22 protein-coding genes are annotated in these 21262 nt (G+C 40.6%); 8 read left to right on the top strand and 14 right to left on the bottom strand.

Annotated elements, in window-relative coordinates:
* The first annotated feature begins 67 nt into the window (after positions 1 to 67).
* Positions 68 to 358, top strand: coding sequence for a co-chaperone GroES (locus tag N4T56_RS17475; RefSeq protein ID WP_011639076.1), 291 nt, complete (start codon positions 68 to 70; stop codon positions 356 to 358).
* Positions 359 to 416: 58 nt separating this feature from the next.
* Positions 417 to 2057: a chaperonin GroEL gene (groL, locus tag N4T56_RS17470; protein WP_261734126.1), complete on the top strand. Its 1641-nt coding sequence runs from the start codon at positions 417 to 419 to the stop codon at positions 2055 to 2057.
* 244 nt (positions 2058 to 2301) lie between these two features.
* On the opposite strand, the gene N4T56_RS17465 is transcribed toward groL, so the two are convergent.
* The 4 genes from N4T56_RS17465 to N4T56_RS17450 all read right to left on the bottom strand — a co-directional run bounded on the left by N4T56_RS17465 (position 2302) and on the right by N4T56_RS17450 (position 6589).
* A complete protein-coding gene (locus N4T56_RS17465; RefSeq protein WP_261734125.1) occupies positions 2302 to 2475 on the bottom strand; it encodes a hypothetical protein in 174 nt (57 codons plus the stop codon).
* A gap of 20 nt (positions 2476 to 2495) precedes the next feature.
* A protein-coding gene (locus N4T56_RS17460; protein WP_261732418.1) for an IS3 family transposase occupies positions 2496 to 4036 on the bottom strand; the annotation gives its coding sequence in 2 pieces (ribosomal slippage) (positions 2496 to 3571 and positions 3571 to 4036; 1542 coding nt in all).
* A gap of 35 nt (positions 4037 to 4071) precedes the next feature.
* Positions 4072 to 5457 (bottom strand): hypothetical protein, encoded by a 1386-nt coding sequence (locus N4T56_RS17455; protein WP_261734124.1) that lies wholly within the window; start codon positions 5455 to 5457, stop codon positions 4072 to 4074.
* Between the two features lie 82 nt (positions 5458 to 5539).
* On the bottom strand, positions 5540 to 6589 hold the full coding sequence (locus N4T56_RS17450) for a nuclease-related domain-containing protein (protein ID WP_261734123.1): 1050 nt from the start codon (positions 6587 to 6589) through the stop codon (positions 5540 to 5542).
* A gap of 507 nt (positions 6590 to 7096) precedes the next feature.
* Here N4T56_RS17450 and N4T56_RS17445 point away from each other — a divergent pair.
* Both N4T56_RS17445 and N4T56_RS17440 read left to right on the top strand, forming a co-directional pair.
* Positions 7097 to 8092: a cytochrome-c peroxidase gene (locus N4T56_RS17445; RefSeq protein ID WP_261734122.1), complete on the top strand. Its 996-nt coding sequence runs from the start codon at positions 7097 to 7099 to the stop codon at positions 8090 to 8092.
* A 338-nt stretch (positions 8093 to 8430) separates the two neighbouring features.
* Positions 8431 to 8679, top strand: a complete 249-nt coding sequence (locus N4T56_RS17440) for a helix-turn-helix domain-containing protein (RefSeq protein ID WP_188740676.1) — start codon at positions 8431 to 8433, stop codon at positions 8677 to 8679.
* Positions 8680 to 8743: 64 nt separating this feature from the next.
* Here N4T56_RS17440 and N4T56_RS17435 read toward each other — a convergent pair whose 3' ends face one another.
* The gene (locus N4T56_RS17435; protein WP_261734121.1) at positions 8744 to 9232 is read right to left on the bottom strand and encodes a TIGR00645 family protein; all 489 of its coding nucleotides are present in this window, start codon (positions 9230 to 9232) and stop codon (positions 8744 to 8746) included.
* 382 nt (positions 9233 to 9614) lie between these two features.
* On the opposite strand from N4T56_RS17435, the gene N4T56_RS17430 reads away from it, so the two are divergent.
* Complete coding sequence (locus tag N4T56_RS17430) at positions 9615 to 10019, top strand: hypothetical protein (protein WP_261734120.1); 405 nt, start codon at positions 9615 to 9617, stop codon at positions 10017 to 10019.
* Positions 10020 to 10151: 132 nt separating this feature from the next.
* Here N4T56_RS17430 and N4T56_RS17425 read toward each other — a convergent pair whose 3' ends face one another.
* A complete protein-coding gene (locus N4T56_RS17425) occupies positions 10152 to 11369 on the bottom strand; it encodes a hypothetical protein (protein ID WP_261734119.1) in 1218 nt (405 codons plus the stop codon).
* Between the two features lie 382 nt (positions 11370 to 11751).
* Entirely contained in the window at positions 11752 to 12786 is a 1035-nt protein-coding gene (locus N4T56_RS17420; protein ID WP_261734118.1) for a polysaccharide lyase family 7 protein, read from the bottom strand.
* Positions 12787 to 13179: 393 nt separating this feature from the next.
* On the opposite strand from N4T56_RS17420, the gene N4T56_RS17415 reads away from it, so the two are divergent.
* Entirely contained in the window at positions 13180 to 13929 is a 750-nt protein-coding gene (locus tag N4T56_RS17415) for a class I SAM-dependent DNA methyltransferase (protein ID WP_261734117.1), read from the top strand.
* Positions 13930 to 14017: 88 nt separating this feature from the next.
* Here the strand turns inward: N4T56_RS17415 and N4T56_RS17410 are convergent, their stop codons facing one another.
* From N4T56_RS17410 to N4T56_RS17390, 5 genes are all read right to left on the bottom strand, one after another.
* Positions 14018 to 14296 (bottom strand): DNA polymerase III subunit epsilon, encoded by a 279-nt coding sequence (locus N4T56_RS17410; protein ID WP_188956328.1) that lies wholly within the window; start codon positions 14294 to 14296, stop codon positions 14018 to 14020.
* 146 nt (positions 14297 to 14442) lie between these two features.
* Positions 14443 to 15450: an alpha/beta hydrolase gene (locus N4T56_RS17405; RefSeq protein WP_261734116.1), complete on the bottom strand. Its 1008-nt coding sequence runs from the start codon at positions 15448 to 15450 to the stop codon at positions 14443 to 14445.
* Positions 15451 to 15493: 43 nt separating this feature from the next.
* On the bottom strand, positions 15494 to 16264 hold the full coding sequence (locus tag N4T56_RS17400) for an SDR family oxidoreductase (RefSeq protein ID WP_261734115.1): 771 nt from the start codon (positions 16262 to 16264) through the stop codon (positions 15494 to 15496).
* A gap of 20 nt (positions 16265 to 16284) precedes the next feature.
* Positions 16285 to 16569: a hypothetical protein gene (locus N4T56_RS17395; protein WP_261734114.1), complete on the bottom strand. Its 285-nt coding sequence runs from the start codon at positions 16567 to 16569 to the stop codon at positions 16285 to 16287.
* A 31-nt stretch (positions 16570 to 16600) separates the two neighbouring features.
* The gene (locus tag N4T56_RS17390; protein ID WP_261734113.1) at positions 16601 to 17767 is read right to left on the bottom strand and encodes a flavin-containing monooxygenase; all 1167 of its coding nucleotides are present in this window, start codon (positions 17765 to 17767) and stop codon (positions 16601 to 16603) included.
* 255 nt (positions 17768 to 18022) lie between these two features.
* Between N4T56_RS17390 and N4T56_RS17385 the strand changes: the two genes are divergently transcribed.
* Positions 18023 to 18958 carry an AraC family transcriptional regulator gene (locus N4T56_RS17385; protein ID WP_315903092.1) on the top strand — a complete coding sequence of 312 codons (936 nt, stop codon included), beginning with the start codon at positions 18023 to 18025 and terminating at the stop codon, positions 18956 to 18958.
* A gap of 3 nt (positions 18959 to 18961) precedes the next feature.
* Here the strand turns inward: N4T56_RS17385 and N4T56_RS17380 are convergent, their stop codons facing one another.
* Complete coding sequence (locus N4T56_RS17380; RefSeq protein ID WP_261734112.1) at positions 18962 to 19576, bottom strand: excalibur calcium-binding domain-containing protein; 615 nt, start codon at positions 19574 to 19576, stop codon at positions 18962 to 18964.
* Between the two features lie 198 nt (positions 19577 to 19774).
* Between N4T56_RS17380 and N4T56_RS17375 the strand changes: the two genes are divergently transcribed.
* Positions 19775 to 20296 (top strand): DUF1993 domain-containing protein, encoded by a 522-nt coding sequence (locus tag N4T56_RS17375; RefSeq protein WP_261734111.1) that lies wholly within the window; start codon positions 19775 to 19777, stop codon positions 20294 to 20296.
* Between the two features lie 63 nt (positions 20297 to 20359).
* Here the strand turns inward: N4T56_RS17375 and N4T56_RS17370 are convergent, their stop codons facing one another.
* Entirely contained in the window at positions 20360 to 21253 is an 894-nt protein-coding gene (locus tag N4T56_RS17370) for a DMT family transporter (RefSeq protein ID WP_261734110.1), read from the bottom strand.
* Positions 21254 to 21262 lie beyond the last annotated feature (9 nt).

The raw sequence follows: 21262 nt of genomic DNA, 5'->3' as shown, positions 1-21262 counted from the left end.
GAAAATCCCTTTTTTGTTAGTCAATAGCCTCGTTTTTTGGGCATCACATCATTAGGAGAGTTCATAGATGAATATTCGTCCATTACATGACCGCGTTATCGTTAAACGTTTAGAAGTTGAATCTAAATCTGCAGGCGGTATCGTGCTTACAGGCAGCGCTGCAGAGAAATCAACTCGCGGTAAAATTCTTGCTGTAGGCAATGGTCGTATTTCAGAAAACGGCACAGTTACTCCACTTGACGTTAAAGTGGGCGACGTTGTGATCTTCAATGAAGGTTATGGCGTGAAAAAAGAAAAAATTGACGGTGAAGAAGTATTAATCCTGTCAGAAGCTGACCTGATGGCAGTTGTAGGCTAAGCCTCGTCCATCAACTCGACTTTCCAATTAATCATTAAATTTAAAGGAACATCAAAAAATGGCAGCAAAAGAAGTCTTATTTGGTAACGACGCACGTGTAAAAATGCTTGCAGGCGTTAACATTCTAGCCAACGCAGTGAAAGTAACTTTAGGCTCTAAAGGTCGTAACGTAGTATTAGACAAGAGCTTCGGTGCTCCGCTAATCACTAAAGATGGTGTGTCAGTTGCCAAAGAAATCGAACTAGAAGATAAGTTCGAAAACATGGGCGCACAAATGGTGAAAGAAGTTGCTTCTAAAGCCAATGATGCAGCCGGTGACGGTACCACTACTGCAACCGTATTAGCACAGTCTATTGTTGTTGAAGGCCTAAAAGCCGTTGCTGCGGGTATGAACCCAATGGATCTTAAGCGCGGTATCGACAAAGCCGTTATCGCAGCAGTCGCTGAGTTAAAACTACTTTCTCAAGATTGTGCCGACACTAAAGCTATTGCTCAAGTGGGTACTATTTCTGCTAACTCTGACGAGTCAATTGGCGACATCATTGCTACCGCAATGGAAAAAGTTGGTAAAGAAGGCGTTATCACCGTTGAAGAAGGCCAAGCGCTTGAAAACGAATTAGACGTCGTTGAAGGTATGCAGTTTGACCGTGGTTACCTATCACCATATTTCATCAACAAGCCAGAAACTGGCAGTGTTGAACTAGACAGCCCATTCATTTTGTTAGTAGACAAAAAAGTGTCTAACATCCGTGAATTATTGCCAATCCTTGAAGGTCTAGCAAAAACCGGTAAGCCATTGCTTATCGTTGCAGAAGACGTTGAAGGTGAAGCACTAGCCACATTAGTTGTAAACAACATGCGTGGCATCGTTAAAGTGGCAGCAGTTAAAGCCCCTGGTTTTGGCGACCGTCGTAAAGCAATGCTTCAAGATGTGGCAATTCTAACTGGCGGTACGGTTATCGCTGAAGAAATCGGCCTAGAACTTGAAAAAGCTACCCTAGAAGATTTAGGTACAGCTAAGCGCGTTATCATCACTAAAGATAACACTACTATCATCGATGGTAATGGTGACCAAGAGCAGATTTCAGCTCGTGTTTCTCAAATCAAGCAACAAGTTGAAGAATCAACGTCTGACTACGACAAAGAAAAGCTACAAGAGCGTATGGCAAAACTTGCTGGCGGTGTTGCAGTAATCAAAGTTGGCGCAGCAACTGAAGTTGAAATGAAAGAGAAAAAAGCTCGCGTAGAAGATGCATTACACGCAACTCGCGCTGCAGTAGAAGAAGGTGTGGTAGCCGGTGGTGGTGTAGCCCTTGTTCGCGTAGCAAGCAAAATTAAAGACGTTGAAGTAATCAACGAAGACCAAAAACACGGTGTGGTAATTGCCCTACGTGCGATGGAAGCGCCTTTACGTCAAATCGCAACTAACGCAGGTCAAGAAGCATCAGTAGTTGCTAACACTGTGAAAAACGGTGACGGTAACTACGGTTACAACGCGGGTAATGACACTTACGGCGACATGTTAGAAATGGGTATCCTAGACCCAACTAAAGTGACCCGTAGCGCATTACAGTTTGCAGCGTCAATTGCAGGCCTAATGATCACCACAGAAGCAATGGTTTCTGAAATTCCACAAGAAGCTTCTGCTCCAGATATGGGCGGCATGGGTGGTATGGGCGGTATGGGCGGCATGATGTAATCTAGCTTGTCTAAATCGGTGATAACTGCGTTGCTTCACCACTCGCTTAAGAAAGCTAAACGTCGTGGTAAAGCGCCTTGTTCTAACCCGATTTATCCTGCGCTATATTGCTTGTCGTTTTAAGCCTAGAAGCTTAGAGCTGAATTTCTTGTAAAAGAAAAGAAAAAGCCTCGATACCTAACGGTATTGAGGCTTTTTGTTCTTGAGAGTAAAGGATACAATTTAGATTGCTTACATGTTGTGATTATGCCGTTTTTTCGTCGCGCTCTTTGTCGGAATGATCCGTTACAGCAGCAATGGCCTTAGATACTTTATTATTTGCATCGTTTAGGATTTCTTGTGATTCTCTTTCTAACTTAGCTGTAAGTTTTGTAAATCCGGGTATATTTTTCAATTTTTCGATAGCGGCGTTTTTCAAGACAGTTGTCGCCTAAATTGTTAAGCAGCTTCTTTGTGTTGCTCTGGATTTAACTCCACAGCCCCTATGGGCTGCCAGTTTCGCTCTTCTTTTGACCATCGTTCTGGATGTTCATTTCTTTTTGTCTGATACAACACTTTTCGCTTCGCCAGTATCTCTACATCAAGACCATCATGTCTCTGGTTTGGTGTCACAAACTTAATCCTGCTATGTCGATGCTCATTGTTGTACCAATAAACAAATTCTTTTACCCATTTACGCGCTTCATCTAACGACTTAAAACCTTCGCTAGGCCAACGTGGATGATACTTTACCGTTCTAAACAGTGATTCTGAGTACGGATTATCATTACTCACCCTTGGGCGACTTCGTGAGGTCACAACGCCTAAATCGTACATCTTAGCTCGCATCGTTAGGCTCTTCATGGGCGCGCCATTATCAGAGTGCAACACGACATCTTTCTTCAAGCATTTCTCTGCCCAAACGCTACGCTCTAGCAGTGCTGCTGCTTGCTCACCTGTTTCGCTGTAGTGAACTTCCCAACCGACGATTTTTCGACTGTAAATATCTTCAATCATGTACAGATAATAGTGTATTCCTATCACCGTTGTAGGCAGGTAACTGATATCCCAACTCCACACTTCGTTCGCTTTTTTAGCCGTATAACTGGTTGGCTTTTTATGAACATTTCTCGGCTTAGCTTTGCCTCGGTGGTGCAGCATGTTTTTAGTATGTAATACACGGTAAAAACTCGACTCCGAAGCAATATACTCACCTCTATCGGCGAGTATCGGGACAATTTGGCTTGGTGGTAATGAGGCAAACTCTTCACTATTACACACATCAATCACGGCTTGTCTTTCAGCATGACTCAGTTTATTTCCAGGCTCTGGCCTCATTGCGGTTGGCCTTTTATCTGCGCTAATCTCACCGCCTATTCGCCAACGCTGTAAGGTTCTACTTGATAATCCAATCACGTCACAGGCCTTATCTTGTCTCGCGCCTGATGCTACTGCTGTACTGACCCACTGCGCGTGCTTCTGCCTATCGGTCAGCGAAATCAGTCTTCCTCTTTTTCCTTCCAATAGGCATCGAACTTTTTTCCGAGTACGAGTAAAGCAGCCGCTTCCGCTAACGCTTTATCCTTTCTACGTAACTCACGTTCTAGCTCGTTAATGCGTTTTTTGTCAGTCTTTTGTCCAGGTGTTGTCTTGGCTTTACTTGTCAGTGTTGTGCTTGTATTACCGGCAATGCAAGCTTGCTTCCATCCGTTGACTTGCTCAGGATATAACCCCTTAGCTCGGCAATATTCACTTAACTCAACTGCCGACAGAGAGGCTGTTTCCAATACCACTGAAAACTTTTCTTCACTTGACCACTTATCCGATGAACTGACTTTTGACACGTTTAACCCTGAGGTATTAAATTGCTTTTGCCAACTATACAGGGTTGAGAGATTAATGCCTTCTTGCTCTGCAAACTTACGAACCGACAAACCACTTTGACTAAACTTGTTTAATATAGCTTCTTTAAATTGACCTGAATGCCTTTGATAATTCACTTGCTGTAACTTACCGCTCCCTGTTTATTTGTAAATTAATTGAGGCGACAACTATCCTGACACAGGGGGATAGCATCACCCAGTTTCACACTCTTTTCTAGCGCATCCATTAGCGGATGATCAGTTGTTTGATAGTCCGAAATTAACTTTCCTGGGTTTTCAGAATTAACGTGAAGTAGATTGAAGAGTAGTTTAACTCTTAGTTCGTTCGATGTTTCACTATCTCCTAGTTCTTCAATTTGAGTGGCTAAACCTTCGAATGTTTTACTTAGAACAGCCTTGTGGGTATATTCTTCAATTAGTCTTTTTGATAATTTAATTTTTTTATTTGAAGAGTAAGCCATCCAAAGAATAGGAAGATATAGTGGTAATATCGATAAGGCTAATTTAGGTGTTTCTGAAATTACTGAGACTAAATCTTTTTCTAAACCTACTAATAGGTATAAATCTGCAAAAAATGGAATTAAAGAAATGCACACAAGCGATTTTATTGCATTTGAAAAGGTTTTATTATGGCTGATCAGCTCTGAACTTTCAGAGTTTATCTTTTCATTATATGCTGCACTTAGTCCGGTTGTTAAAGCTGCTGGTAATAAAGTAATGATTTTTTTGTAAACTTCAGAATATTGGTTTTCGTGTTTTTTAATACTTTCTTCAGCTTTATTTTCAGCATTTTTTAGTAGGGATTGATAATTAACTTCAGAGTCAGTGTGTATCGTTTGTAAATGATCATTGAGTTCAGAAATCTGATTTTCTAACTCTGTATAAGTTGATTCTAATTGATCTTTCATCCCATCTATTCTTTGAGATTCTCCATCCTCATTTTCGGTGTCATAGCCTATAATTTCATCCCTTAATTCTTTTATTTTGGCATGGTTTGTTGTTATGTTTTTCAATATTCCTTGAGCTCTTGAATCTATTTCGTTTAATGCTTCTAGTTGTTTATCTGCCGAATCAATACGTTCTTCAAGATCGTTGTTCTGATCAAGTAGCTCTATTGTTGCATTAATTCTTTCTTCTAATGCATTATGCATTCTAATAATTTCGTTGAGTAAGTCTTCACCCTTATTGAAATTTTCGTCATAAAAACCAATCTTTTCATCTAAACTGGCAACTGTATTTTTCGTCTTTTCTAATAGTAAATCTAACTCAATGTTCGTTCTCTGAATTTCTTGATGTAGATTTTCTACATCTTCCTTTGTTCTCTGAATTTTACCGTTATGTTGTGCTGCTGATCTTGCGGCATGTAGAGCATTCTTTTGACTTTCTGAAGGCTGTATAGTTTTTTCTTTTAATAATTCAATTTCTTCTTTTTGTGCACTAATTATTGAACTTAGAACCTCATTAGATTTTTCTAGAGGAACTAAACGTTGCCATAATTGTCCTATTTCTGTAGCGTTACTTTTCTCACTTCCAAACATTTTTTATCTTCCTTAATTAATTCTGTATTTATTGAGATGATTTAACTATATACAAGTGAAATCAAAGTAAGTTATTTACCATCTAAACAATCCGCTTTTCAAATCCACAATCTACACAATTCAATGTGTAGGTTTCTTTGCGTTTGGTGACTTTGGTATTTTTACTCATGCATTGTGGGCAGGTTTGTTTCATAGGTGTGTTTTTGCTGCATTGGTTACAGTTTATGTAGTAACCGAATTTGCCATACATGGGTGTGTATTGTGTTAATTCGCCACAATGTTTACAGCTTAATATCGGGTGTTGCTCTGGTGCTAATGCGGCTACTGGTGCAAGCATTGCGGCATTAGATTGAGCTAGATGATGAGTGGCCGCCGATGCTGGTTGAAGCTCTGGCTCAAGCTCTGGTTTTAGTTCTGGCGTATTTGATATCGGTTGGATTTGCTTTAGTAGCACTGGATCATGAGCAGCTTGCTGAATATTTGAATCGATATGTTGGCTAATAAGAAATTGGCCAATTGAATCGAGTTCTTGTTGGTTGAAATCTGGACGAGTATCAGCGACGTTCATCAAGCGGATGATCTTGTGTTTAAGGTTCATGATGCTTTTGAGTTCATCGACCAAAAATTCAGTTTTGAAAAACTTGTCGGAAATCTCTTTGGGCATGGTTTTTCGGTCGATCACAGCACTACTGGATACCGCACATAAATAGTGCCAACAGCGTCCATTGAAGCCTTGCTGCTTTATGCCAAGCAACTTACTTAATATTTCACTCTTATGGTGTTTCAACATTTCCTTTAATAAGGCTTGTTGCAGTTCGACTTGCTTGATGGGCGAGGGCATCCCAGCCCAATGGCTGTTATAGCTGCGTGTCCACTCGCCTTGGCTGTTAACCTTTACGTGACCTTTTATGCTTTTTGATTCAATGAGCACGAAGCCATAGGTGTATACAATCAAGTGATCAATTTGTGCGGTTTCATCATTAAAGCTGAATTTGAAGTCGTTGATAACCAGCACTTCAGGATGATCTTTAAATGCGCGGCGTAAAAAGAAAGCCACATCTTGTTCTTGTTTTTGACCGGCAATCGTTTGCGGTGTTTTGGTCATTTGCAGTGTTTTAGTTTTAAGAATCATTTACCAACAGCATCCATTCATAACTTGATAATAATCAATCTCATAATATCTATTTTGCTGATAAAAAAGCCAGCGATAATTTTAAAAGTAAGTTTGTTCTGCTCCATTTATCTATTTTATTGACGTAAATGAGCTCTGATCAAACTTTCTACCTCCAAAATACTTGACTGTTACGCTTTGAGTTATGGGTAGATGGCATCACAATATTGGTATGCTCATGTTTAGGCGAATCAGTCTCAATTTTGCTTAAAAAAGCAGGTTTTTCGTTATTTGCTGCAAGATTGAATCGTGATCTATATCAACTTAACAATGCAAAATTCAACCTAAAAGTGAATCGAGTTCACATTAATCTATGATTGCTCATTTATTAAAATAAACAGTGACTTAAATCTCAATTATTGCATCTAGTTATAAGATAGACCCAATCGGTTTTAATTATTATTACTTAGCAAAAAGCACATATATGATGGCGGAAATTCAACCACTCATTTTATAAGGCTATTAGCTATGACGAAGTTAACTTCAATTGCGTTAATAATTGCATCTATGTTTTCAATTTCAACCTCATATGCCAGTGAACCGATAGAGGTGATCAAACCTGCTGTCATAACTAATCCCGAAAAAGTTGAATTAGGTAAAATGTTATTTTTTGAGCCTAGGCTATCAATGTCGGGTTATATTTCGTGTAACTCTTGCCATAACTTATCGCTAGGTGGTGTCGATGCACTACCAACCTCTGTTGGGCATAACTGGCAAGAAGGTCCAATTAACTCGCCTACGGTATTAAACGCCGATTACATGCTGGCGCAATTTTGGGATGGCAGAGCTGCAGACTTAAAAGAGCAGGCTGGTGGCCCAATTAATAATCCTAAAGAGATGGGTTATACCCACGAACTTGCTGTCGATACTATTCGATCAATGCCTGCCTATATTGCTCGTTTTAATGGGGTTTATGGTTCTAACGAGATTAATATCGATAGAATTACTGATGCGATAGCCGTGTTTGAAAAAACCTTAGTCACACCCAATAGTCCATTTGATAAGTACTTGGAAGGTGATCAAAAAGCGATTAGTGCCGACGCACTGGCGGGTTATCAATTATTTAAAAATAAAGGTTGTGTCAGTTGTCATAATGGTTCTGCCGTGGGCGGTACTATGTATATGAAAATGGGGTTAGTGAAGCCATTCCATACCAATAATCCCGCAGAAGGTCGTAAAGGCGTCACCGGTAAAGAAGCGGATAAATTTGTATTTAAAGTACCAACATTACGTAATATCGAACTGACTTATCCCTACTTTCATGATGGTAGCGTATGGGGCTTAGAAGAAGCCGTAAATACTATGGCAGACATACAGCTAGGTCAAAAAATGAATCCAGAAGAGATAAGCCAAATGGTTGAGTTCTTGAAAACATTAACGGGCGATCAACCACAAATTGTATTGCCAGCGCTGCCACCATCCAATAACAACACACCGCGACCAGTACCTTTTACCAAAGGGTAATGTGCTAACCATCAACGGCTTTGTTATGCTGAATAACAGCCAAAATAAATGGGGCAGAATTAACATTCTGCCCCATTTATTTTGATATTCACATCAATAACAAGTGGGGTCAGATCAAACTTTCTGCCTAAATATCCAGATATCCCCATTATAAAGGCAGATAACACAGATGTGATGTGGATGAGTAAATACCACATGATTTTGTCGTTTTCGATATTTTCGGTATTGATGCTCATGAATCTACTGGGGGGCAATGTCACTGTTTGTAGTGGTTACATTTAACCGCCCAATGTCTCAACAATCGTATAGTGTAGCAATGTACACTTTGGACTAACGTTATGGCACTTTCACTCAATCAAGCACTTAATCAACAATCTTTAGGCTTACTCATTAAAGAAACCAGAAACAGCGCGGCACTGACTCAAGATGTGGCAGCGATGTTGTGTGGTGTGACCAAAAAGACGTTAATTCGTGTTGAGAAAGGCAATGATGTTTATATTTCGACAGTGTTCAAAATTCTTAATGGTTTGGGAATTAGTATTGATGTCGCGCAGAATCATAACGCTGATCCTAAAGTGTGGTACTAATCGATAGTAAATAAAAAGCCCTGATGCTGTTATGTATCAGGGCTTTTTATTTGGAGATGGATGGTTACTTTCGCGTAATCTTATCCAAATACCCCATGGCGAAGGCCGATAACACGAAGGTGATGTGGATGAGCAGATACCACATGATTTTGTCGTTTTCGATGTTTTCGGCATTCATAAAGACTTTGAGTAAATGAATTGATGAAATGGCCACAATCGATGCGGCCACTTTGTTTTTTAGTGAGCCTGAATCCATCTTGCCTAGCCAGCTGAGTTTTTCACTGTTTTCGCCCACATCAAGTTGTGACACGAAGTTTTCATAACCTGAAAACATCACCATAATCAGCAGGCCACCAACCAGGGTGATGTCGATGAGTGACAGGGTAATGAGCACTAAGTCGACTTCTGCAATGGTGAAAATAATCGGAATGATATGAAAGATCTCTTGAAAGAATTTTATGCCCAATGCGAGTAAGACTAAGCTTAATCCCAAATAAATCGGTGCCATGATCCAGCGCGATGCATACATCAACTTTTCAAATATTTGTTCCATAAAAATACTAACCCTTCAAATAAATACGCTAAAAATCAATCGAGCCATTTACGGCAAAACAATGTGATAGTGAACTGTAACTGTGCCGACATATTATGGCAAGCTTGGTATAAGATTTAGTCGCAGTCAATAAACCAGTTATCGGCTGTAAAATATTAACTACTGCGTAGTGTTAGTGGGTGAAATTATTCATGCAAATAGCGCTAAAGACTTGTTAATACCTTTGCAAGTCAATAGGATAAAAAGATTTACTAGGGCAGGCTAAACGATAACCTGTTAAGATGTTTATTTAATCTATTTTAATCTAGTTCTCAGGTTAGCCGCTTAGACTATGGCTTTTATATTTAATATATTCATTAGTTAAAAAGAGGGATCGACCATTATGGATAAAGCGAATTCAAACACGAAGCGAAAAATGCCCTGGATTGCAATTGGTATCATTGCCTTAATCGTGTTGCTGTTTAGCCTACTCGTTACGCAAATGCCTAAGGGATTTACATCCGATCTCGAGCAAATAGGTTCGGGTAAACCTGCAATTGTGTTTGTTTACGATCCTAACCTTGTGTCGAGTATCACCCAAACCGAGCAAATGAATGAAGCCCGTGATCATCTTGGCGATAATGTGTTCTTTTTACTTGCCAGAACGGCAACGCCAGAGGGCGAGGCGTTTATTGCTAAGCATAATGCCGGATCGACTGAAGTCTTTCTGTTTGACTCTAAAGGTGTACTCATTACAAGAAAGCCCGCGGTGTTAGATGCTAATGAACTGATGCGTTTGGTGCGGTAGGTGTTTGGAGGTTATTACGACCAATGCTGAGTTGACATAATAGTCTGCACTGGCGATAACTCTGTAGCTTTACCACTCGTTTAAGAGAATTAAACATCGTGGTAAAGCATCTTGTTCTCTTGTTTAGGGAATTTATTTAAATCCCATTCCATGTATTGGGTATTTTTTTCCTAACTGAAAAATAATAGATTGGTTATCAGGCGACGAACATTCTGCTGGGTATCCATCTGTTATCATACATATCGTTAATTTTTGATTTTTGGCTTCAGTTGTAAAGCGCCATTTGTAGAACGTCTTCAATATTTCATTTTCTTGTTCTAAAGTTATATTTGATTTTACGACTTGCTGCTCATGAGGTCTCATAAAGACTATTTTGCCAACTCTAGGTATATGTGTCGGCTCCGATGAGTTGTACTCTATTTCGATAAAGATACTTTTCTTTGTTTGTGCTGCAATTCTGTCTAAAACACTTCGGTCATACTCAATAACCGATGATTCATCATTATTTTCCAGATCCCATAATCTAATTGGGTTCCTATAAGCGACCCAACGAGTTCCAAGTCCATTTATGTTCTCATAAACTGCAACTAGCTGATCCTTTTTCGTCATCATTTTAAAAGAGCCATACTTATTTTTTAACCTAGCGTTACCAAGTCCATCTTCCCAAGACCAATTTCCTTCCAAGTTTAAATTGCTTTGATTATACAAGTCATTAGCTTTGTAATAACTTCCATTTTCATCAAATAAATATGTGATTATGGTTTCTTCTGCGGTATACCAATATCCTTCAATTGAATCTATAGTTGAAGAATACGGACTTGTTACTAATTTTTCAGCAAAATCAGCATAATATGGCATAGCATTTTCATACAAATTTATATGTTTTGTGTTTCTATCAAATACTTTTAATTTGACTTCACCCGTATCATAATTTATGCCAGCAAGCCAATAACCTGCATTTTTAATCTCTCCAGGATTGACTGGAATCGTGGCATTCATATCACAAAGGTTAATTGATAAGTTCACATAAGTTGTTACTTTATCTAAACAATAAACTCCAGGTTCTACAGATTTTAATCCAAAGTTTTTACCATTGAAATTAATAACATAACTTCTGCCACTTTCGATATTTTTCAAATTAATCGATATAATACGATCCAGATATTTAGTGAGTTTATCTTTATTATTCATTTTTCGTAAAATGAAACCGATCAATATAGCGCCATCTTGATTAGCTGCGGATAGTTTACTTAGTGTTTTTGAGCAGTCATTTTCGCTACCTTTTAGATTAGAGCAAATACCTAACTCTTTGTGGTTGGAAGTATTTGAGGCGCAAGCGGAAAGTAACAACAATAGAGCTATTAAGTACTTTATGTTCATATGCTTATAAAAAATAATATGGACTCATTGTATCCAATTAGCAATGTGCCATATTGAAGGTATATTTGATTCAATTAAGGAGAGTCCATTTTTCCCTAATGTAAATCATGTATATAACTTAACCAGAACAGCTGGAAGAGTAAACTCTTTATCTAAGTAATGTAGTGATTTTTCATTGTTTCAGCACTTTTAAACGCTCCAATCCTTATTGGATTGGAGCTGGTTTGTTATCTGAACAGTTGAATTGTATGTGAGGCTAGATTTTAAGGTCTATTTACTGCTTTGAGTTCAAAAAGTGTATCTCGGCTTTAAAAATCGTCTAAAAAATCACTCAGTAGCAACAACCTAGTAATTATTGCTTTAACTCAAGTTGATAAAAACTGGCTTGGGCGTAGTCGCCAGCTTCCATGCCACGCCATTGGCAATCTGAGCTGCTTTTATTGGTGTTGCATTGGTTATAAACGCCTGCTTTGTAGTACATCCAATCATTTTGATAGCCTAGATCAACCTTGTGACCTTGGTAATTCCCTTGTGCTAGGTTAACGTCGAAGGTCTTGACTATTGGTTTGTCGCTGCCTGGGTTTTTGGTAAATGTCAGCTTCATAGTATCGCCTTCAACATTCACTACATAAGCAAAGATTTCGCCTAATTTAATGCCATCTTTTGGATCAATATCGCCATGGTGAAGGTTGTATTTGCCAAACACATTGTGACGAATATCTTGACGAAGTTTTTTGCCATTACTGTCGACAGCATCTTGTAGTTTGGGCTCAGGGCTCAGCTCGTAGCTCCAAGATAAAGAGCCATATTCATGCTCCGGCAGTTTACGATAAACAATTTTAAGCGGTTCGTTGTCAGAGCCATGAATTTGGCCTATGACCACAGCAAATGCGCCATTCCTTTTGTCATTACCGCTACTGCTGACTTGATGCACAGACAAGGTCGCTTTTAATTGCCCGCCAATAGCGCCATATTCACTAGCATTGGGGTGCGATGCCACGACGAAATTGTTTTTAGGCTCATCGTATTTATCGGCCAGCATGGCGCGTAATTCGCTGCGGGTATTTTTGCTATTTGGCGTGGTTGGTGCTTCATTGGGCGCAACAAACACTAATGCGCCAGTGTTTTTATCGCTATAAAACCATTGCGGATGCACAAAAAACTGTTGAGTGTCGCTGAGTTGTTGCTTGGTAATTTCTAACGCCTTGGCTGATTGTTCGCTACCAAGCTCCGGTAAGGTGAGTTTCCAATTAGACAAGTCAAAATTTTGTGACGGGGCTTTGTTTGGGTCAAGGTTAAACCGTTTAGCGGTATCAAGCGCTACCGAAGCAACGGCGCTGCTCGAAACTATACTGGCGAATAACAAACTCAAGTGAATGTGTTTCATTGAATACCCCCTAAAAATCATGATGAAATAACTACCTAACCTATTACAAGTTAATTCAACGCAGTGAGGAAGGCAAAGGACTGCTTGAAAGGCGTTTGTTATCCAGAGCTGAGGTTACCTAGAATACTACAGTGTTATTGTATTACAAATAAACTTTTTGGTGGGTAACGTTTACTGGGCGTGAGTGCATTGTTCAGTTGAGGGTGAGTGTCGTTATTTGTGTATAATTAAGGGCTTGCCGTCTTCACCATTTTATTTGATATCAAACCATTATTAAGCCTTTTTTGTCGGGTAAATATTGTTGATGCTTTGGCTGATATTAATGATTTCTCAATCAGGCTATTTGATATATGATGCGCCACCCTAAATTTAGTCTGTCTTCAATTTCATTTTATGTCTACCAATGCCCTTTATACCGACTTGTCCGGTTATTACGATTTAATGTGCTGCGATATTAACTACCAACAACAAAGCAATAGCGTAGCCCGCTTGCATCAGATTTTGGGCAATCAAGGTAAACAACATTTAGATCTAGCTTGTGGCACTGGGACGCATGTTAGGCATTTTATTGATTTGGGTTTTGATAGTAGCGGCTTGGATATTAATCAACCGATGCTTGATATTGCGATGCGTCGTTGCCCTGAAGCGCAGTTTAGTTTGCAAAATATGACTGAGTTTTATGTTGAAGAGAAGCTCGATTTAATTACCTGTTTTTTGTATTCCATCCATTACTCACAAGGTACCGAAGCACTTAAGGCCTGTATTGCAAGCGTACATAAGGCGTTAAATTCTGGCGGTTTATTTTGTTTTAATTCTGTCGACAAGCACAAGATTAATAATAAGGCGTTGGTGCGTCATAGTGCTGATTTTGAAGACAGCCGATTTATTTTTGAGTCTGGTTGGCACTACAGCGGTGCAGGCGACATGCAGACACTTAATTTGAGCATTGCCAAAACCCAATTTGACGCCACACAGCTATGGCAAGACTCTCATACTATGGTCGCCACAAGCTTTACTGAGCTGCAAACATTGTTAAGCCCGTATTTTGACGTGCAAATATTTGAACATGATTACGACAGGATTATCCCGTGGGATTTAGCCTCAGGCAATGCCTTGTTTGTGTGTACAAAACGCGAAGTGTAAAGGTAAAGCTTGAGTGGTCGTTTGGGCTGTTTTTTTATTTAAATCAAGCCAGCCATTTAGCTTGAAATGGCTGGTATTTACACTTCGTTTACTGCTCAGTATCAGTAAATTCGGCTTCAGCCTTTTCTAATTCTTGCTGTGTTTTAAGCTCAAAGTGTTGCTGCTTTTTCAGTTTGGCTTCTTCTGCAAGCGTGGCTTGTCGTTCTTTAAAACTGTGCTTTTCAGTCTTGGTCAAAAATTTAAACGCTTTTTCGTTGGCAAGTGCATACGCAACGACATCTTCGCCTTTTACTCTGCGTTCATCGACACGTTTTGAAAAACGATCGTTATCGCGCGCTTTGCGCTCTTCGGCATTGAGCTTACTCATGTTGTATCCTCATTTTTATGACTGTTTGGGGTAATCTTTCAGTCAAATAAATGAGTTGCACATTCATCAAGCTGAGGGCGTATTTTAGCATAAGTTGCTCTACTCACTCATTAGAATACAGGAATAAACGAGCACACTATTTAATTTTAATCATTAAAGCGCTTCAATGCTGCGGCAATACTGTGACAAGCCTGTTTGGCGCGCTTGCTGAGTGTGGTGATGGAGATAAATCCGTGCATGCAATCTTCATAGTGCTCGTGGTGGATGTTAACGCCGGCATGTTTTAATCGATTAGCATAGGCAATACCATCATCTCTTAAAGGGTCAAACCCAAGTGTTAATAAGTAAGTGCTAGGCGATTGGCTTATATCAGCGGCTTGAAGTGGGCTGACTAAGGAGAGGGTGATTTCGTCGAGTGAATTGACATAATGGCCTCTAAAAAAATCCATTAAATCGCGTGTCAGCAATAACTGCTTATTGAAACAACGGTAAGACTCGGTGAGCCCTTGCAAATCGACCATGGGATAAATGAGAAATTGAAATGCCGGCTGTGCTTTGACTTGCACAGGTAGCGTTGTTTGTAATGACGGCAAGCCAATAATGCAGGCCAAATATGCCCCCGCACTGTCGCCGCCAACACCAATATAATCTGGATTAATATTGAGCTGCTGATGATTGTCGTTAATGTAATTCCAGGCTTCGATAGCATCACAAATGGCGCTAGGGAATTTATGCTCAGGAGCTAAACGATAACCTACCGAGATGATATTCATGTTGCCGTGCTTAGCCAAAAACCGGCAAAAACGGTCATGAGTGTTAATGCTGCCAATCACGCAACCGCCACCATGAAAATACACTAAGGTCTTTTTAGGAATACTACGGCAGGGGTGATAGAGCCGCAGTTTAATAGTATTTGTGCCGCCAAGATCTGTGCTGATTGGAATCGATAAATCTATCACTTTATCCATGACAATTTTATTGAGCCCAACCAGCTTATCCATTGCGGCATAGATAACCCTAAACAGGGCAACGGGTAATTTATATAAAGGCAGTAATGACAACATTTTTGCGGCGCTTAACTGCGATGATTCGAGTTTAGTTGCATGTGGTTTTGTGTTGTCAGGTGACGGTTGAGGCTTATTATTGTTGTCCATTTTTATCGCCTTTTTGATATGCATTGTATCCGCTTAAAAGGGGTTATCGGCTTAACCATTTCATCACTAACCGATTAATAAACGCAGGTGATATGTTACTTAACCTGTGTAATACACCATAAAATACGCTGACGGTTCTGTGAGTTTTTGGGCGCCTAACTTGTTTGTCTATAACTGCGACCACATCTTGTGCGGTGATATTCACCCCAAGGCGAGTTAGCACTTTAGCGCTTTTTTGTTGTGATGAAAGCATATTGGTTGCCACAAAGGGCGGCATGACGTCGCATACGCTAATACCGTACTTTTTCCACTCTAGCTCGAGCGCTTCAGTCAGTGCTTTTACTGCAAACTTACTGGCGGAATAACTTGCCAGTTCTGGCACGCCGTAATCACTACTGGCTGAGGACATATTAATCACAGTGCTGTTGCCATGGTTTTTTAAATAGAGCCAGGCCGCATGGCATAAATTCATCACCCCGTTAACATTAATATTAAGAGTGCGTTGATGTTGCTCAATCGAAACGGCTTCAAACGAGCCAATCTCTAGGATGCCAGCGTTATTGAGTAAGATCGCCAAGCAATCATTATGCTCAGCGCAAAATTTAGCCATAGCGTGTTGTACTTGTGAAATATCACAGACATCAAGTTGAAACAGGCGTATACGCGTTCTATCCCATATTTCGGTGGCTTGTGTTAGTTGCAGCATATTGATGTCAGCCATGGCGACCCAATAGCCCTTTTTATAGAAGTGTTGAGCGGTGGCTAGGCCAATACCTGAAGCCGCGCCACTAATAAATATGGTGTTGTTATTCATTCTAAAATCCATTTCATTGCTCAATTAACCATTGGTTTAAATGAGCATGTATTAATGTGCTCCATTTGCGGCTCTTTCATTTCATCAACCCAACGCTGCCAGGTGTATGGCCATAAAATAGGGTCGCCATCGACGTCTAAATACCAACTTTGGCAGCCACCCACCCAGCTGGTACCTTTTAAGCCCTCTTTGACATAAGCCGTAAAGTCGTCAATGGCTTGTGGTTTGGCTTCAAACTCATCAAATTCATGTGCACGCCATTTATCAATTAATTTGATCACGTAATCCGTTTGCACTTCGCTCATGGCGATAACCGAAAAGTTACCAATGGGAGTATTAAGTGCCAAGCATTAAAAAGAAGTTTGGATAGTCGCTAAGTAGCATTGAGCGGTACGCTTTGATTTTATGTGCCCAGGCTTTATCGATATGTACATTATTGCGGCCGACTAAGTTCATTGGGCGCATAAAGTTAAACGCATTAAATCCGGTCGATAACACTAACACGTCCAGTTCGTGGTGGTTGCCATCTTTGGTGATAATGCCGGTTTCGGTAATGCGCTCAATGCCTTCGGTGATCAAATGTGCGTTGGGCTTTTGAATGCCTTTATAGAATGTGCTGTTGATAATGACACGCTTACAGCCGACTTGATAATGAGGGCGGAGCTTTTCTCGTAAGGTTTTGTCTTTAATACTTAATCGTAAGTTTGCTTTACATAAAAAGCTCAACAGATGTTTTTGGATAAACTGGCCTGTCACGGCTTTGGTAAAAAAATGTTCTAAAAAGAATTTGCCGGTATTGCGATGCATTTTGGTGATAATGGGATAACGCGTCATGAGTTTTCGCATGGTGGTTGAAAACGCAAAATCGGGCAAATGCATTAACCATTGTGGTGTACGTTGAAATACCGACACGGTCGCGCCTGTATTAATGAGTTCAGGTATCGCTTGCGCTGCGGTAGAGCCTGTACCAATGACTCCAACACGAGTATTGGCTGATATCTCGACGCTATGATCCCATTGTGCGGTATGAAACTTAACGCCTTTAAAATCGTCTAGCCCTGCAATATTGGGAAATTGAGGATGATGTAAAATGCCAGTGGCACACACAACAAAATCGGCAATGTAGGTTTGCCCTTTGTTTGTTTTGACGGTGCATTTGCCATCGGCATATTGAGCGTCGGTTACCGCTTCATTAAAGCGTATGTCACGCGCGACGTCGTACTTATCGACCACATGCTCAAAGTATTGTTTTATCTCTGGTGCGCGGGCAAAAAAACGGCTCCAGTTTGGGTTAGGTTCAAACGAATAGGTATACATGTGCGCGGGTACATCGCAAGCCGCGCCTGGGTAGATGTTTTCTCGCCAGGTACCGCCGACAGACTCTTTTTTCTCTAGGACAACAATGTCGGTAATGCCTGCCAGGCGCAGTTTAATGGTCATTAAGATGCCTGTCATACCTGCGCCAATAATCACTACCGAAGGGTTGCGTTTTGTTTGAGTCATAGAGCCTCAATTATTATCATTATCGCGTTTTTTATTATTGCTTTTCATGCTCATATCTCTGGATGTGCATGCAAACATTGTTAATAAATTGTTTCTGTTTATTCAGCATAGGAAATTGCACTGAATTGATCTACGGTTTAAATGGACGTATATTTGTGATTTTGAGACATCGTGATCGTAACTAATGACATTTCGCAGCATTACCAGTGTGCAAATTATTGTGGCCTATGGCATTGAGCAGGGTATTGAAGAGGCCTGTTACTTAAGGGCTCTGGGCTGACGGGTGCGCACTTAAGCGATCACGAAAAACTGATTCAAGATACACAAGAGTTACAGGTGTTAAATAACCTGATACAGCACACATCGTCTCCCTTTTCTGTTGGGATGGCATTAGGCAGTCGTTACCATTTAACCAGTTATGGCATCATGGGTTACGCTCTTTTAGCCAGCAGTACCGCCAGAAAAGCCATTGAACTGGGCTTACGTTATTTAGATTTAACCTATGTGTTTGCCCAAATCACCTTAAGCCAGCTAAATGATGATATTGCGCTGACGTTTTTATGTGACGTGCCGGGCGAGTTAGGCGAACTGGTGTTGGTAAGAGACATGGTTGGTGCGGCGATGATCCAGCGCGAAGTATTTGAACAAAACGATTTACCCATCACTATGCAGTTTACCTCCGCTCCACCCACGAACTTACCAATAGCGGATATTGAACAAAAACTCGGGGTTAATATTCGATTTAATGCTGATTACAATGGCTTTGCTCATTTAGCACCTCTGCTCGATTTGCCGTTAACCAAAGCCAATGAAGCCACAGCCAGACTGTGCGAAGCGCAATGCAGCCAATTATTACAGCAAAAACAAAACTGGAAACCCGTCGCCAAATTGGTAAAAGACACCTTAGTGCATTTAGGTTTAACTGCATCAATGGAAGATATTGCTGCCCATTTAGCCCGCACCACGCGTACTTTACATCGACAACTCAAGCAGGAACAAACCAGCTGGCGCCAGGTACGAGACGATGTGCGCGTCGGCATTGCAGAGGCATTATTATTAACGCCAATGCACCTGGATGAAATCGCCGAAAGGCTCGGTTACAGCAATGGGGCCAATTTTAGCCACAGTTTTAAACGCTGTAAAAATATGACCCCAAGCCAGTATCGTAAGCAAACAAAGAAGCTTGGTTAAGCGCTAATTACAAAATTGGCTTTCGCATGGAATGCCATCACGATCACCATCCATTTTTGTGCCTGGGCAGTTATTGATATAAAACGTCGCTTCGGCACATGAGCGCATTTGGCTGCAGTGTATTTTACCGGTTTCACATCTAAATTGTGGTTGCAGGTTTTTAGCGCTTGGATTTGGCGCTGAGGGTTGCCATTGCATTTGGTCAATATCTGCATTGGTTAACATCGGGACAGTTGTCATTTTTTCATATTGCTTATAGCCGAAAATCCCAACCCCAAGCAAGATTATCAACATGAGTAAACGGCCAAGAATTGGGCTGCTGGCGCTATTATTATATCTTTGGCTGGGTCTATGCGGCGAGTTTGTGGTGTTATTTTTTGATGAGTGTTGACTGCTCGCAATAACGGCAACGCCTTCAATGCTGGCTTTTATGGCTTTGACTTTTCCATCGGGTTGGTTTTCACGATGAAATACAATTTCATCGCTAACCTTGGGCTTTCTAGCCATGTGCTTTAACGCTGAGATATGAATAAATACATCTTGATCATTGCCAGCTTCAGGTTTGATAAACCCAAAGCCTTTTTCATCGTTCCAACGAACTAATGTGCCTCTTTCCATGGCGATACTGTTCCTAATTATGTTGTTCTGTCAGTAATATAATAACTGTATTGATGAGTTATTTGAATCGGTTATTGTGTTGGATGATGACTGGGATTATTGTGGTTAATACAGGCTAAAAATGTATTTGATTTGGTTGCAATCTAATGTGGTATTGCTAACGCGTTACAGCTTGCAGCCCCAATGGAGGGATTTGTCATGCTATACGATCTGACTGTCGTGCAATTCAGCAAGATGCTGAATAATTTAAACCATATTCTTGATAAGGCAGAAGCCTTTGCCGCACTGAAAAAAATCGACATGGCAGTACTGCTAAATTTCCGCCTAGCACCCGATCAATTTAATCTTATTCGCCAGGTGCAAATAGCTTGTGACACGGCCAAAATCGGGGTGGCGCGTTTAACAGGGCATATGGATTCAGTGCCAACGCATGATGATAACGAAACCACACTAGAAGAACTTCGCCAACGGATTACATCTGTGCTGAACTATCTTGAGGGGTTTAGTGAGGCAGACTTTGGCCATGCCGAAAAAGTACACGTGTCACAACCGCGCTGGGGAAGTAAGTACCTCACAGGGTATGAATTTGCCATTGAACATGCGATCCCGAATTTCTATTTTCACATCACTACGGCCTACGCAATATTGCGTCACAACGGTGTTGATGTCGGTAAAAAAGACTATCTAGGTGCAATTCCTTATAAAGTGCCATTAATTTAAGTCGAATGTGCGTCAATACAAAGGATAAGCCTTTACTTATCCTTTGAATTTCAGTGTGTATGATTATTTTATCAATGCCGAATGACGTAACTTTATCCGTAATACATTGAGTAATGTCGGTGCGATAGAGGCCAATATCATTCCTGCCATCAACAAGTATTGCGGCGTTGTGTAAGTCTCGCTTAATAATATTGCGCCACAGGCGATACCAGCGATGGGATTCGCGATACCACCAAAGGTAAAATCAACCACCGACATCCGCTGCAATAACCACACATACATGCTGTAACCCAGTACAGTATTGAGCAGTAATATCCATATTATTCCTGACGCGTTGCTCCAGCTAAATTGGTTAATTACATTGATATAGGGGTCTGGTGCTATGAGTGCTTGCACGCCAGACACTAGAGTCAGTAACACGCCGCCAATAATCAGTTGCCAGGTTAAAATGGTCCACCAATGAATCCGTGAGCCAAGCGCTTTGGTCATGGTGCTGCCAACAATAATGCAACTTATGGCGGCAAGCATGGCGATAAGGCCGACCGAGTTTAGGGTTATTGAATTAGGGTCAAACAACATCCATGCAAGTATGACTAACACTACACCACAAGATGCTTGTAAGGCATTGGGGCGTTTTTTACTCATAACCCAATGAAATAACATCGCAAAAACGGGCACTGATATCATACCCACTCCAGATATTGCCGAAGGAAGCGTCAATGCCATCACAAAAATTAAACAGAAAAATACCGCAATATTAATCGCACCAAGCTTAAATAAAATTGGCCAGTCTGCAGATGTTGGGCGACTGGGTTTTATTGCTAATAGTATTAACCCCGCAGGCAATGCGCGCAGTGCACTGAGCAATAATGGTGGCCAGTCTGCCAATGTATATTGGGCTACAGCGTATGTTGTCCCCCAAAAAAAGGCGGGGATCATGGCAAGTAAAATGTTCATCAATTACCT

This window comes from Shewanella phaeophyticola (assembly GCF_025398315.1).
Lineage (GTDB): Bacteria > Pseudomonadota > Gammaproteobacteria > Enterobacterales > Shewanellaceae > Shewanella > Shewanella phaeophyticola.
The sequence above is the reverse complement of the archived record's forward strand: the minus strand, read 5'-3'. Positions and strand labels throughout refer to the sequence as shown.